Annotated in this window: 11 protein-coding genes; 4 read left to right on the top strand and 7 right to left on the bottom strand. The window is 62.6% G+C overall.

Annotation, left to right across the window (positions count from 1 at the left end; all coding sequences use genetic code 11):
• Positions 1-8: 8 nt before the first annotated feature.
• From M0D68_RS04630 to M0D68_RS04640, 3 genes are all read left to right on the top strand, one after another.
• A complete protein-coding gene (locus M0D68_RS04630; RefSeq protein WP_266223889.1) occupies positions 9-2,192 on the top strand; it encodes a hypothetical protein in 2,184 nt (727 codons plus the stop codon).
• A 120-nt stretch (positions 2,193-2,312) separates the two neighbouring features.
• Positions 2,313-2,570 (top strand): hypothetical protein, encoded by a 258-nt coding sequence (locus M0D68_RS04635; protein WP_093634450.1) that lies wholly within the window; start codon positions 2,313-2,315, stop codon positions 2,568-2,570.
• Between the two features lie 119 nt (positions 2,571-2,689).
• Complete coding sequence (locus M0D68_RS04640) at positions 2,690-3,289, top strand: LysE family translocator (RefSeq protein ID WP_200652318.1); 600 nt, start codon at positions 2,690-2,692, stop codon at positions 3,287-3,289.
• 22 nt (positions 3,290-3,311) lie between these two features.
• Here the strand turns inward: M0D68_RS04640 and M0D68_RS04645 are convergent, their stop codons facing one another.
• The 5 genes from M0D68_RS04645 to M0D68_RS04665 all read right to left on the bottom strand — a co-directional run bounded on the left by M0D68_RS04645 (position 3,312) and on the right by M0D68_RS04665 (position 8,568).
• On the bottom strand, positions 3,312-4,535 hold the full coding sequence (locus M0D68_RS04645; RefSeq protein ID WP_200652317.1) for a winged helix-turn-helix domain-containing protein: 1,224 nt from the start codon (positions 4,533-4,535) through the stop codon (positions 3,312-3,314).
• Positions 4,536-4,714: 179 nt separating this feature from the next.
• A complete protein-coding gene (locus M0D68_RS04650; protein WP_093634381.1) occupies positions 4,715-4,993 on the bottom strand; it encodes a hypothetical protein in 279 nt (92 codons plus the stop codon).
• Between the two features lie 184 nt (positions 4,994-5,177).
• Positions 5,178-6,890 carry an FAD-dependent oxidoreductase gene (locus M0D68_RS04655; RefSeq protein WP_093634382.1) on the bottom strand — a complete coding sequence of 571 codons (1,713 nt, stop codon included), beginning with the start codon at positions 6,888-6,890 and terminating at the stop codon, positions 5,178-5,180.
• A gap of 93 nt (positions 6,891-6,983) precedes the next feature.
• Positions 6,984-7,979 (bottom strand): DedA family protein/thiosulfate sulfurtransferase GlpE, encoded by a 996-nt coding sequence (locus tag M0D68_RS04660; RefSeq protein ID WP_093634383.1) that lies wholly within the window; start codon positions 7,977-7,979, stop codon positions 6,984-6,986.
• A gap of 337 nt (positions 7,980-8,316) precedes the next feature.
• Positions 8,317-8,568, bottom strand: a complete 252-nt coding sequence (locus M0D68_RS04665) for a hypothetical protein (protein ID WP_035560791.1) — start codon at positions 8,566-8,568, stop codon at positions 8,317-8,319.
• A gap of 711 nt (positions 8,569-9,279) precedes the next feature.
• On the opposite strand from M0D68_RS04665, the gene M0D68_RS04670 reads away from it, so the two are divergent.
• A complete protein-coding gene (locus tag M0D68_RS04670; protein ID WP_266223890.1) occupies positions 9,280-12,840 on the top strand; it encodes an ATP-binding protein in 3,561 nt (1,186 codons plus the stop codon).
• 55 nt (positions 12,841-12,895) lie between these two features.
• Here the strand turns inward: M0D68_RS04670 and M0D68_RS04675 are convergent, their stop codons facing one another.
• Positions 12,896-13,297 (bottom strand): RidA family protein, encoded by a 402-nt coding sequence (locus M0D68_RS04675; RefSeq protein WP_093634385.1) that lies wholly within the window; start codon positions 13,295-13,297, stop codon positions 12,896-12,898.
• 182 nt (positions 13,298-13,479) lie between these two features.
• The gene (locus M0D68_RS04680; RefSeq protein ID WP_201126580.1) at positions 13,480-14,880 is read right to left on the bottom strand and encodes a GntP family permease; all 1,401 of its coding nucleotides are present in this window, start codon (positions 14,878-14,880) and stop codon (positions 13,480-13,482) included.
• Positions 14,881-15,001 lie beyond the last annotated feature (121 nt).

Consider the following 15,001-nt stretch of genomic DNA (forward strand, 5'->3'; position numbering starts at 1 on the left):
AACCCGTCGTGAAATTCTCGTCTCGCCTTGGCGTGGCAGTTCTTGTCGTCCATAGTCTCCTTCCTCTCAGTGCATCCGCGCAATCGCAACTCACCTACACCACGTCGTGGATCGGCAATAGCTTTGGTTTCGGCGATGGCAAGTGGATGCAGCAGGACATTCAGGCGATCAGCGTCGGCGCCGACGGCACCGTTTATACCAACGCCCCCTGGGATGAAAGCGGTAGCGAAATCGCCGCATACCGTGCGGGCGACAAGATCGCCGTGGCCGGTTCGACGCATGGCTGGGGCGCCGCCGGCGGCGATGCGGTCGCGACGAACCATACCTACCTGTACGCGGCGATGTCGATCGGCAATGAGAGCAATGGATTGGTCGGCGCCGACTATCCACCGGCGAACCAGACATGGTTCGGTGTGACGCGCCGCACGCTTGCCAATCTGGCAGCGGGCGCGCCTTTCACGGGTGGCATCGGCAATAGCGCCAACGCGACGAAGAACAGCTTCCTGCTGCTGAACACGGTGACGACTGGTACCGATGCGGGCATTCGCGGCATGGCGGCCACCGATACCGAACTGTATGTCGCGGATACCATCAACAGCCGCATCCTTGTGTTCGACGCGGCCTCGATGCAGCGTTTGCGATCTTGGAACGTGCCTTCGCCGGGACGCATCGCAATCGACACGGATTCAACACTGTGGGTGATGAGCGGTGTTTCATCCGGAAACCTAAGCATTCTTCACTACGCCGCCAACGGCACTGCGCTCTCAGGCACCTTGACGTTGCCCGCCGGCGCAGTGCCAACCGACATTGCGATTACACCTTCCGGACAAATCCTCGTCGCCGACAACGGACCGTCGCAGCAGATTCTCGTCTACAACAAAAATGCTAGCGGTCAGCCGCAAGCGGGCGCATCGATCGGCACCCGTAACGGCATCTTCCACGCGCTCAAGGGCGTGCCAGGCAACTGGCGCTTCAACGGCATCACGGGTATCGGTCTCGATCCGGCGGGCAATCTGTATGTCGCGCAGAATGGTGAAGGGCCGCGGCCGCTCGGCTCGGCATCGGTGGGGCAAGGTGCGGTGCTTGAGAGCTATGGGTACAGCACGCATGCTCTCAACTGGCGCCTGAACGGGCTGACTTTCGTCGATAGCGCCGCGTTCGATCCGGCAACGCCGAATTCCGTCTACACGGGTTCGAAGCGTTTCACGCTCGATTACAGCCAACCGGTCGGCCACGAATGGTCGTATGCGGGCTTCACGCTCGACCGCTTCGATTATCCGGACGACCCCGCTTTTCACGAGCCGCGCGGTGTGCGCGGTGAGCCGATGGTGCGGCGAATCAACGGCCTGCCGTTTCTCTATACGCTCGATCCTGGCGCGCATTATCTGAACGTTTATCGCTTCGACGCAGCACACGCGGAAATGGCGATTCCGTCCGGCTTGCTGGCGCAAAATCCGCTGCCAGGCACGTGGCCCGAAGCGCAGCCTACCTACGGCGAATGGTTATGGCGCGACAGCAATGGCAACGGCACTGTCGACGCCAGCGAGATCAGCAGCAATCCATCGACGGGCAGCACGGTCGGCAACGGCTTCTGGTGGGTCGATACGCCCGGCAACGTGTGGCTCGCCACGCCGACGAGCGGCATCCGCGAAATGCCGCTGCAAGGTCTCGACTCGGCCGGCAATCCGATCTACACGTACGCGAGCTCGAAGATGTTCGCGATGCCGCAACCGTTCACACGGATCGCGCGGATCGTCTACATCGCCGAGACCGACACGATGTACATATCGGGCTTTACGAGTGCGATCCCGTGGGATTCGACGCACTGGAAAGAGGCCGGTCCGGTGCTCGCGCGCTATGACAACTGGAGCTCCGGAACACCGACGCAGCAATACACCGTCTCCTTGCCATGGAACACGCAAACCAGTCCGCAGACGACAACGGTCGGCGTCGCGGTGGCGGGCAATTATGTCTTTATCGCCGAGTTGTACACCGCGAAGGTGGACGTGTACGACGCGCGCACGGGCCAGGCGGTCGGTTATATGACGCCGGGCGCGAGCGTCGGCAACACCAGCGGCTGGGTGGATGTCTATCTCGGCATCAGCGCGGTGCAGCGCGCCAATGGCGAATACGTCGTCCTGCTGGAAGACGATGCGCGCGCGAAAATCCTGATGTATCGGTGGACGCCTTGACGTGAATCGTGTGAATCGCACTGAGTCCGAGCACGAATAGACGTCAGCGCACGATCGGTATATAACAACGTGAAAGGATGGCTTTGTTCACTGATGCATCAACCTGAGAGAAGTTTCATCATGACGCAAGACGTAACGCCTCAGCCGCCCACGGGCGACCGGCCCGACCTTGAACACCTCGATGCAGCGCTGAGTCACGTGGATCAGCAGGTGTCGTCCGGCAGCATTGCTTCCGGTGCCGCAAAGGGCATTCTGTATAGCCTGATCGAAACGCTCGGCGCATTCGTCGGTGATCCGGATTTGCCGGAGCACGCGCGTTCGGGTTACGAGGGGCTGCTGGAAGCCGCTCGCGAATTGCGTGCGAAACTGGACCACTGAAGGCGAAGGGCGCGCCGCCTATGGGCGGCGTGGTTCGCCCTTACGAATCGCCGTTGTAATTCGGCGGCGCGGTTCTCTGTGATAAAAAGGCGCATTGTTTCCAACATTGCGCCTTTTTTATGCTTTCCACGTCCGCTATCGCGTTGCTGGCCATCGGCATTATCGTCGTGCTGATTACGCCGGGTCCGACCAATACGCTGCTTGCGGCTGCTGGTTTGCGTCAGGGCGTGCGCCGTTCTTTGCCGCTGATCGTCGCTGAACTCGCCGGCTATCTTCTGTCGATTTCAGTGTGGGGGCATTTTCTCGCGCAAGCCGCGCACGCGCTGCCGTGGTTGCCGTCGCTGCTACGCGTGGCGGCTGGTGTGTACATCGCGTATCTCGCCGTCGATATGTGGCGCGCGGCGGTGGCTTTGCCCGATTCGACGCAGCGGGCGAGCGGCATGCGCACGCTATTCGTGGCGACGCTGCTCAATCCGAAAGGCCTGTTGTTCGCCGGTACGATCTTTCCCGCCGTCGCGTTCGCGCATCTGCCCGCGTATGGCACGGCAATGTTGATGTTCGCCTGCCTGCTGGTGCCGATCGCGCTTGCGTGGATCGCGTTTGGCGCGGCGCTCGGCAGCGGCAAACTCACCTGGCTGAATCCGGTGAAGATGCAGCGCGGTGCGTCGATCGTGCTGGGCGTGTTTTCCTTGTCGCTTGCGTGGGCGGCGCTGCATTAATTCCGCCTCTTGTGCCGCGAGCTTAAGCTTCCATCCTGCTGTCTACGCTCAAAGCCTCGAGCCATTCCGGCAGCGCGGATGCGATTTCCAATTGCGGCGTGCCATGCCAGTCCGCACAGCGTTGCAGAGCGCGGCGCAGATCGCCCGCTAGCCTCGCACTAAGCTTCACGCCGGGTTCGATGTGCAGCGATTTCAGTTCGAACACGCCGGTGGTCCGATGCGCTTTCGCATCCACGCGGCCGACTAGGCGCCCCCGGCTCAAAAGCGGCAACACAAAATAACCGTACTTGCGCTTCGCGGCCGGTGTGTAGCATTCGATCGCATAGTCGAAGTCGAATAGCGCGGCAGCGCGCTTGCGATCCCACACCACCGGATCGAACGGCGACAGCACCGTGGTGACGGTTGAAGCGAGCTTGCCGTTCGCTGCTTCGTCGATCATCGGCGCGAATTCGTGATGGACGAAGGTGTCCTGCTTCCAGCCTTCCACCTGAACCGGGATCAGCTCACCGCGATCGGCGAGCGCATGCAATTCGTCGCGATAGGGGCGGCGTGGCAGCCGATAGTAATCGGCCACCCAATCGGCGCGCACGACGCCGAGCGCGCGGCAGGTGCGGCGCAACGCTTCCTCGGTGACGGTTTCCCGCGGCGGCAGGTCGCGCGCGTCGTCCCAATCCGGCAACACGCGCTCGGTCAGATCGTAGACGCGGTGAAAATTGCGCCGCTCGGCCACCATCAATTGCCCGATCGCGAACAGCACTTCCAGATGGCGCTTCTCCGGCTTCCAGTCCCACCAACCGTTGCCCTTGCCCGCCTCGCGCGCGAAGTCTGCTGAACGCACGGGGCCTGTTGCACGGATATGCGCGAGCAGCTTCTCGATGTCTTTGCGGTATTTCTTGTGCCACTCGGCCGCGTATTTCCAGCCCATATCGCTCGGGTCGAGCATGCGATGGCGCAGCAGGCCATAGTCTTCGATCGGGACGAAACAGGCTTCGTGCGACCAGTATTCGAACAGCTTGCCTTCGGCGAGATGCTCGTCGAGCCATTGCTGCGGGTACGCGCCGAGCCGGCTGAACAGCACGAGATACGGACTGCGCGCGACGACGTGGATCGTGTCGATCTGCAATTGCGCCATGCGGCGAATCGCGTCGAGCACGTCGGTTTTGACGGCCTTACGGCGCGGCGGAGTCAACAAACCTTGCGCCGCCAGATGCAGGGTGCGCGCGGCAGATAGCGGAAGAGTCTTCACGCGGGCGTCGGTCACGGGATTAGGAGCGGACGCAAGGTCCGGCCTGGATCAGCAGCCGCTACTTTAGCGCGAATACGGCAGACGAATCGGCGTGGTGCGCAACCAGAGCATGGCGCCGTGGGAGGCACGGTAAGCCCAATGACAACGGCGCCGCAACTCCGCACCGTGGCCGACGGACATTACCAGTCGCGTCTGTGGTGCTTATCCCAGCCGCGATGGCGGCCATGGTCATGCCGCTCGCGATACCCGCGGTAGTAATCGCCGCGATACCCATAGCCATAGGCCGGCTGCACCGGCGCATAAACGACCGGAGGCGGCGCATAAACTACGGGCGGCTGGGCATAAATGGGGCCGGGGGTGTTGACGAACACGCCGACGTCTACCCGAGCCAAGGCAGAGGTCGATGCGCAGGCGGCAGCCAGGCTGATGGCGGCGAAAACGATCGCACGTTGGATCATGCTTGTCTCCTGTGTCGACCAGAGTTCGCGCGCTTGAGAGCACTTACTCCGGTCCCATGCAAGATTGCGGTCTAAAGAGTCAGCCATTCGCTGTCGAATGGCTGACAACAATCTTACGAGACAGAAAGAAAAGCAGGTGCAACCAGTTGAAGGCGTGTGTAACAGCAGATTACCCCGGGGGCGTTCAGGCCCCCAAAGCGACCGCTTCCCCCGCCGAAACGGCCAGCAGCTGGTGGATCTGCGCGACCACCGCCGCACCTTCTCCAACCGCCGCCGCGACGCGTTTTGTCGATCCGGCGCGCGCGTCGCCGATCGCATACACGCCTTCGACCGTTGTAGCGAGATCGCAGACGGAGGCGCCGTCCACGCCGGCGCCGGTCAGCACGAAGCCCTTGTCGTCCAGTTCCACGCCGCAGGTGCGCAACCAATCGGTATTCGGATCAGCGCCGGTGAACAGAAACAGATGGCGCGTATCGAGGCTTGCGGTGCCGTCCGGTAGCGGCTTCTTCAGCACGACCGATGACAACCCGATGTCGTCCGCCTCGAGCCGGCCGACCTCCGAATGCGGATGCACGAACACATTCGGCAACGAACGGATGCGGTCGATCAGATAGCGCGACATGGTGGCTTCAAAGCCGCCCCGGCGGATCAGCACATGGACCTTGGCCGCGTGGGTCGCCAGATAGACGATTGCCTGGCCCGCCGAATTGCCGCCGCCCACCAGCACGATCTCCTGGCGTTTGCACAGCTTGGCCTCGACTGGCGACGCCCAGTAATACACGCCGCGGCCATCGAAACGGTCGAGCCCTTCGAGCGCAGGGCGCCGATAGACCGCGCCGCTCGCGATCACGATGGTGCGGGCCGTGATCTTGCCGCCGCACTTGAGTTCCAGCCGGTACGGCGACTCCGCGCAATGCAGCGCCTTAACGTGGACCGGAATCGCCACGTGCGCGCCGAATTTCTGCGCCTGCACGAACGCGCGGCCCGCCAGCGCCTGGCCGGAGATACCGGTCGGAAAGCCGAGATAGTTTTCGATCCGCGAACTGGCGCCTGCCTGGCCGCCTGGCGCACGGCTGTCGAGCACGATAACCGAGAGGCCTTCGGACGCCGCGTACACGGCCGTGGCGAGGCCGGCCGGCCCGGCGCCGACGATCGCGACATCGTACACATGCGAATCATCGAGATCGGGCAGCAAGCCGAGGCAGGTGGCGAGTTCAGGCATGCTCGGATGACGCAGCACTGTGCCGTCCGGGCAGATCACCAGCGGCATGTCTTCTTTCTGCGCGGCGAATTGCTCGATCAGACGCAGCGCGTCTTCGTCGCGCTCGTCGATCACCGAGTGAGGATGGCCGTTACGCGACAGGAAACCTTGCAGCATGACGAGCCGTGCGTCGCTGCTGTTGCCGATCAGGATCGGGCCACCCGCACCCTTTTCGATCAACGACACGCGCCGCAGGATCAGCGCCCGCATGATGCGCTCGCCCAGTTCGGCCTCGGCGACGATCAACGCGCGCAGCTTGTCCGGCGGAATCAGCAAAGCGTCGACCGGGGTGACGGCCATGCCGTTCACCAGCGCGGGCCGCCCGGACAGCTGACCGACTTCCGCGAGAAAATGCTTGGCGCCATGTTCCGCAATCAAAACCTCGCGCCCAATGCCATCGCGCTGATAAACCTTCACGCGCCCTTCCAGCAGCACGAACATGCCGGGACCGGTGTAGCCGGTCTCGAACAGCAGCTCACCGGCTTCCCAGTGGCCCACTTCGCCGAACCGGCGCAGACGATCGATTTCTGCGCACGTGAGTTCGGGGAACATCTGATGCATGCGCGTCGCAAGCGACGAAAACGGCGCGTCGGCGACGACGGCCTGTTGCCCTTCAACTTCTTGAGTCGACAGCATTGAACCGCTCCTTCTGTGTTCATCCTGAATGATCGACACGGGGGGCGAAGCGGCGCGGGCGCACAAGGGCGCCGATATGAATGCGCTGCTGCGCTACACGGCCTTTGGCGCGATTTCGTCGCCGACCGCCACGTCGGGCGGCGGCATGCCGGGCAGCGCGTCCACCGCTTTGCCCGAGTCGCGCCAGGCTTCCATACCACCGCGTAACGGCAGCACGTCGGCGAAGCCGGCTTCGTTCATCTGTTTGGCCATCCATGCCGCGGATATTTCATTCGGGCACGAACAGTAAATCACCACCTTCTGATCGTGCGGGTATGTTGCGACGATCTCCTCGAGCTGCCGCTCGTCGGCGAATTGCGAACCTGGAATCACGAACGGGTCGAGCGCACGCTTTTCCTGCGAGCGAATATCGAACAGTACCGGCGTTTTGCCGGACGCGACCAGCGCCGCCAGCTCCTCGACTTCCATCCGCTGAGTTGCGAGCTTGGAAATCAGCTGACGCCGGCGAATCCAGCGATAAGCCGCATACAGCAGCAGCAACGCGACGGCCACCAGCGCGGCCGTGCGCCCCAGGCGTCCGGCCATGGCGAACAGCATATCGATCTGCCGGGCGAACAGCGCGCCGATGATCAAACCGGTACCCGACCACAAGGCGGCGCCGATGCTGTCGTAGGTGAGAAACGTGCGGTAGCGCGTGCCCATCGCGCCGGCCATTGGAATCGACACGATCGACAGGCCCGGCACGAACTTCGCCACTGCCAGCACACGCACGCCCCAGCGACCGAAAAAGCGTTCGGTCTTTTTTACACAGGTGTCGCGCGACAACGAAAGACGGCAGATCGTTTTCAGCGTATTGCCGCCATACATACGGCCGGCAAGATACCAGGCACTGTCGCCGATCAGCGTGGCGAAGATCGACAACACCAGGACCGGCATCAGTTGCGTGCCCACCGACCCGGGATGCATGGCCGCCATCGCCCCGAACAGCACGAGCGACGGCATCGCCGGCACCGGCAGCCCGAGTGAGGCGGCCAGCACGTTGACGAAGACGAGCGCCGGTCCATATTGCTCGACGAGATCATGTAGCATCGGCTTACATCCGCAGCCCTTTCGGGCACGGCGCAGGTAGGGAAAGCAACGGGGTATGTAAGGATTATGGACGCATTTTCAAGACGTGCAAATGTCCGGAAATGCGTCAGGTTATTAGCGCGTTAAATGCGCGAGTGTCGCTTGCCAGCGGGTTAAAGGCGCGGAATAGAAGCGCGAATGGAACAAAGCGAACGGATTGATGCTTTCGCGGCAAGCAAGTGACGAATAATGGCCTACGGATGCCCGTAGGCCATTATTGCTGTACGCAAACCAAAGGCGGCGGTGCAGAAACGGCGCACGGCATTCGCGCGTAAGCGCAATAGCATGCGTGACAGCTTTATTGACGATGATTGTGCTGTTCGCCCGGCAATTCCGCGCCATGCGCGCGAATGGCAGCAATCAGTTCGGCAGGCGTGATTTCGTAGCGCACTTCGCGGTGAATGCCTGGCTTGCGCTCATCGACCTCGACCAGAAGAATGCCTTTGCCGTCTTCTGTCGATTCGAGGCGCAGCGAGCGAAGTTCGCGCGCCGTTGCGTCGTCGTATTCGGTGAGCAGGGCCATTGACCCGGAGGACCCGGTAGTGCGCATCGAGGTTGTCCTTGTTCCGTTGTTGATCGAACCATTGTACGGGCAGGTTGGCGCGCCGTCTTTCGTACGGCGCTCACGTGGGGAATCCGCCCGCCACCTATCTGCTTGCCGGGACGCCGCGCTACGCCGCATTGGCCAATGGCTGGCGAGGCCCGCCGGGCAATGCGAGCGGTGACGCCCGACTGTGACAATCAGTTTAACGCGACTCTCCGCGCCGACGGCTGCATTTTTCGTGCCCCGTGACGGTGCAGCCCTTCTCTCCCCGCCTGTCACGGTGTTGACGCGCGCGTCGGTTAAGGCGGGCGCGATGAGAAAAACAGGCGGCGAAAAAAATAGCCCGTCCTTTGGGAGGACGGGCTGCTAAACGCCGTTGTTACTCGGGTCAGCCTGCCCTTGCAACTAATTGGGCGCTGACGTTTGCATCCTGATGCGTCAATTCCGGACTGTCGAGGTGGGAGTAACGCCGATCTATCAGATTAATGTCAAATCTTCCGCCGGCATTCGCCACTTCAACGACGGTTGACGACACGCGGCTCGCTGCCTGGTCGAACGCTTGCCTGCGCTCCGAGTGGCCGCGAAAATCGGTGCCGGATGCTTCGCGTGCTGTTATCAAAAGCGCTACACTGCGCCGGTAAAGGGCTGCAGACGTGTTCCGTGCTCCTCCGAGCCGCAGCGCTCTGCGTGCGCGACCTACGCTAACTTTGCCAGCTGATGCAAAAGATCCTCGACCGTACGCAGGAATCATTGGCGCACGCATTCGCGTCGCTGGCGCATAGCGCGAAGCGCCAACAACGGTTGTACCTCGCGACGATCGCTTCGCTGATGCTGATCGTGGTGATCTTTGCGCTGCTGCTGGCCGTCCTTGCCGCGGACAAGCAACTCGAATACCGGCGAACGTTCGCGTCCCAGAGCGCGGCCGACCTCTCGCGGCTCCTGCATCGGCAGGAATCGTTCATGCGGCGGGCCGAATTCACGCTCGCCTACTATCACGGCACCGACAACGTGCTGCGCGTGCCGGCAAGCGTCGAGGACGCGGTGCGCGTGAGCGGCGTCGCACGCGGTACGGTGCCAAGGGTCAACGCGCAATTCGACCTGCTGGTCGGCGACGCCGCGCGCGCGGCATGGGGGCCGCAATTCGGCGCGAACCTGTGGCGTATCTACGAAGCGGCACAGTCGACGCTAGTGACGCAGCAGGCGTTCGAGCTGCCGCAACGGGCGATCCTGCTCGGGCTGACCGAAGACTACGCCGCGATTCTGCCTTCGCTCGCTCAACCCGTTGCCAATTCGGGTGCCGATGGCGGTGTAACGGCTGCGCCGGCTTTGCAGCCGGCGATCATGAGCACGTTGCGTGAGACCCTCGAACAGGAACTGCAGGCGCAAACCGGCACGCGTATGCCCGGCAAGGGCCAGCGGATCTGGCTCGGTCCCTATCGCGATCCGCTGCAAGGCGTGCCGGTCATCTCCACGGTGAGCGCCTACTATGCCGGCGATACACCGACCACATTGATCGTAATGAGCATTCCGCTTGACGGGCTATTGGCGCACGTCGCGCGGCCCGACTACGACGGGACACAGTTGCTGATGACGGCGGATCGCCATGTGATTGTGTCGTCGCCGCCCGTCGATGCGCAGACTGCAGCCAGGCTGCAAGACGCCGTCGCGCATATGTCATTCGATGCGTATCGCTACACCCGCGATGGCGTGATTCTGAGTGAGCCGTTGATGCCCGGCTTTGGTTCGCTGGTCAGCTATCTGTCATGGCGCGAGTTGATTGCCGCGCTCGGTTGGCAACTGGCCGCGCTTGTCGGCCTCGCGCTGCTGGTGTTGGCGGGGATCGCACTGGCGGCGCGATTCTGGGGGCTGCGCCTGATGCGCAGCACCTTCGCGGAAGCGTCGCGCGCGCTGGAAAGCGAAACCATCAATCACGTTCTGGTCAGCGCGACGCCGGTTGGTTTGTGCATCGTCCGGCAGAGCGACTATTCGATCATCATCGCCAATGCATTGGCCGACGAGTTGCTGCATATCGAAGCCGGCAGTAGTCGCTTGCCGCCGCATATCGTCGATGAGATTCGTGCACTGAAGCCCGATGGTCCTTCGATCACGGCATTCGCGAGGATCGCCGCTTTTGTCGCGCCTGCGCAGCCGATGCAGCCGGAAGCGCATCCGCAGCCACAGCCGCCGTCACAACCGGCGCCCGACGAAAGCGCCTCTCCACAAGCGCAGTTTCTGCAGTTCACCTACGCGCCGGCACGTTACGCCGACGAGGACGTGCTGTTCTGCGCGATCCTCGATGTCACCGCACAACACGCGCTCGAACAGCAATTGCGGCTCGCGCAGCAGACCGCCGAGATCACGATGCGGACTCGCTCGAATTTCTTCGCGTCGATGAGCCATGAAATCCGTACGCCGCTGAACGCGCTGCTTGGCAACCTCGAATTGTTCGCCCGTACGCCTGGACTCGAAGCGCACGCGCAGCGACTCACGGCGTTGAATGTCGCGGCTGATGCGCTGCGCCGTATCGTCAATGACATCCTCGATTTTTCGAAAATCGATGCTGGCGAGATGAAGCTTGTGAGCGAATCGTTCCGCCCTTTGGACGACTTCGAGAACATCGCGCTCTCCTACGCGCCCATGACGGCGGATCGCGCGATTCGTTTTTACGCACATCTGTCGCCGACGCTCGACCAGGTGCTGCGTGGCGACCGCACGCGCATCGCGCAGATCGTCAACAACCTGTTGAGCAATGCGTTCAAATTCACCTCGTGCGGCAAGATCACGCTGAATGCCGAAGTGAAAGACGATCTGCAAGGACGTCCGATTCTGATCTGCCGGGTTTGCGATTCGGGGATCGGCATGGATCAGGCGCTGGTTGCGCGCATCTTCAGTCCGTTTGTGCAGGGCGAGGCAAGCACGTCGAGCCGCTATGGCGGCACTGGCCTCGGTTTGTCGATCTGCGCGCGGTTGTGCGAGTTGATGGGCGGCGATATTTCGGTCGAGAGCGTGCTGGGAGTCGGCAGCGCGTTCAGCGTGTCGATCCCGCTCGCTTCGTCCCCAGATGAGTTGCGCGAACCGCTTGTCGAGCCGGCTCGGCGTGGCAGTGTGCTGGTGGTGTCGCAGGAACGCGAGTCGGGGCAGATCATCGACAGCGGTTTGCATCTGGTGGGGTGGTCTGTTCATACCGTGGTATCGATGCGTAGTGCAGAAGCGTGGTTGCGCGTGAACCGGCCGGAGGCGATGGTGGTCACCGGCGAATACGATCTCGACGCGATTGCCGCGTTGCGTGCGGTGCACCCGGCCGGCGTAGTGTGGATCACGCGCACCGGACCGCATCGTCCCGCTCCGTGTGGAGACGGCGTCCTCGAAGTGACGGAGTTCAGCCGCAAGGCGATTCTGGCCGCGGTCGATCTCGCGGCCGCGGGCGTCACCGATGTCGCAGCGACGCTGCCGCCGACCTCTGCCGCATTGCCGCCCCCCGAAGCCAATCCGGCTTTGCAAGGCTTGACGGTACTGGTCGCCGAAGACAATCCGCTGATCCAAACCTTGATCGTCGAGCAACTCGACGCGCTCGGCTGCCTGCCGACGATTGCCGGCGACGGGCGGCAAGCGCTGGCGGCATTCGAACAGGGGCATTTCGAAGTGGTGCTGACCGATATCCATATGCCCGTGATGGATGGATATACGTTGCTGGCGGAACTGCGCAAAGCGCATGCGGACTTGCCCGTGCTGGCTTTTAGCGCAGTCACCGACAACCAGCAGCAGGAAGGCTGGCGCGAGCGGGGTTTTACCGGGTATGTCGGGAAGCCGGCGTCGCTGGGAGAGTTGGAGGCGGCGCTGCTTGCGGTGACTTCCGCGGAGCCGGGATCGACGACAGCAGCGACACTGGCCCCGGCTTCAACAACAGCCGCGCAAACGGCTGCAACGACTCCAGCGGCAGCCACCGCAGCCACCGCAGCCACCGACCTGGCGAACACGCTCAGCGCGGACGACAAGTCGCGTTACACGGCCATGCTCAAGGAGCATCTTCAAAACGACCTGCCGAGACTGCTGGCGATTGTCGAACAGGAAGACCGGGCAGCATTGGGCGGCTGGGCGCATAGCGCGGCCGGCGGGTTCCTGGTTGTGCAGGAGCAGCGATTCGCGCAGCAATGCCGCGAACTGCAACGGCTATGCGAGAACGGCGAACCTTGGACGACCGAGCTGGACGAACGCGCGATCTCGCTGCACGAGGCGATATGCGATCACTTCGGGCTGGATGAAGCGTCGACGCATTGATTGGCGTTTCTGCCATCGCCGATGCCATCGTCATTGGCGTTTCAGTCGTAGCCGGTCAATCCGGACGTTTCGCGATGAAGTCGATCTCGACCAGCGCGTCGCGTGCGAGCGCAGTGACGCCGATGCAGGTTCTCGCCGGCAGTTTGTCCGCGGGAAAGTAGGCACGGTAGGTCTCGTTCATCACCGCATAGTCGCGCTTGAACTCGGTCAGGAAAATGCGCACGGCGACCACGTGTTGCAGCGTCAGACCGACGCCTTGCAGCACGAGTATGAGGTTGTCCATCACCCGTTGAGTCTGCGCGACGACGCCGTCCGGAAGCGGCGCGCTGTCGTCGGTGGGCGAGGTCGGCATCTGACCTGTGAGGAACACCCAGCCGTCGGTTTCGGTGGCATGGGAGAAGGGTCCGACGGGCGTCGGGGCGGACGGGATCATCCAGAAGGCGGGGGTAGGGCTCATGAGGGCAGTCGGCGTCGAGTGTCGGCCGGCCTAAGTTACCCGAACAAAATTTTTCACGTCGGCGGTTTGTCCTTATTGCCGCCTGTGTTAACCGCTTGCCGGTACTCAAGTACTCAAATGGTCGAGCTTGCGGAGATCACGCCGCACTGTGCGGCGTGATCTCCGCGCCGTCTGCCGCGCCGTTAAACCAACCCAGTCATGTAATACACCGCGATCACAAAGAACACCGCCAGCGTCTTGATCACCGTCACCGCGAAGATATCGCGGTACGACTGACGGTGTGTCAAACCCGTCACCGCCAGCAGCGTGATCACCGCGCCGTTATGCGGCAGCGTGTCCATACCGCCGCTCGCCATCGCGACGACCCGGTGCAGCACTTCCATCGGAATATGCGCCGCTTCCGCGCCCTTGATGAACGTATCGGACATAGCCGCGAGCGCGATGCTCATACCGCCCGATGCCGAACCCGTGATACCCGCCAGCGAGCTCACTGAAACCGCGGCATTGACGAGCGGGTTCGGAATGCTTTTCAGCGCATCGCTGACCACCAGGAAGCCCGGCAAAGCCGCGATCACGCCACCGAAACCATACTCCGACGCCGTATTCAACGAAGCCAGCAGTGCGCCCGCGACCGCCGCCTTGGTGCCGACTGCGAAGCGTTCGCGCACGCGGCCGAATGCCGTCACCACGACCATCACGATACCCAGTAGCAGTGCGCCTTCCACAGCCCAGATCGCGACAACGCTCTTGATCGTCGTCGTGACCGGCGCATGGATGCCAGGCAGGATGTCCGGTGCGATGGTGTACGTCGCACCGTACCAGTTCGGAATCCAGCGGGTCAGCAGGAAGTTCGCCACGCCGACCAGCACCAGCGGTGCGACTGCCAGCAGCGGATGCGGCAGTTGCTTCGATTCGACGCGTTCCGGTTCGTTGACGAGATCCGTGCCGTAGCCTTCGCCCGTCGCCATTGCCGCGCGGCGGCGCCATTCCAGATAGGTGAGGCCAACCACGATGATGAACAGCGAGCCGATCACGCCAAGCGTGGGCGCGGCCCAGGACGTCGTCTTGAAGAAGGTGGTCGGGATGATGTTTTGGATCTGCGGCGTGCCCGGCAGCGAATCCATGGTGAACGAGAACGCGCCGAGCGCGATCGCGCCAGGCATCAGGCGTTTCGGAATATTGCTCTGGCGGTACAGCTCGGCTGCGAACGGATACACAGCGAACACCACCACGAACAGCGAGACGCCGCCGTAGGTGAGCAGCGCGCACACCGCGACGATCACCGCATTCGCACGCGAGCGCCCGATATAACGGATGGCCGCGGCCACGATCGACTCAGAAAAGCCGGACAGTTCGATGACTTTACCGAACACCGCGCCCAGCAGAAAGACGGGGAAGTAAAGCTTCACGAAGCCGACCATCTTCTCCATGAAGATGCCGGAGAAGACCGGCGCGACGGCGCCCGGATCGGTCAGCAGCACCGCGCCGAGGGCGGCGATCGGCGCGAACAGAATGACGCTGTAGCCGCGATACGCGGCAAACATCAGAAACGCCAGCGCGGCGAGGACGATAACAAAGGACATTGAGTCTCCAAAGCTTGGTTGTTCTACGTGTACGCCGTCCCGATGAGTGCGACGGCCCGGCGCCCGCAAATGCAGATTCCATGCCACGCACGCCGCAACGGCCTGTCCGTTGATTTCACAG

Source organism: Paraburkholderia sp. SEWSISQ10-3 4, from assembly GCF_030464785.1.
Lineage (GTDB): Bacteria > Pseudomonadota > Gammaproteobacteria > Burkholderiales > Burkholderiaceae > Paraburkholderia > Paraburkholderia aspalathi.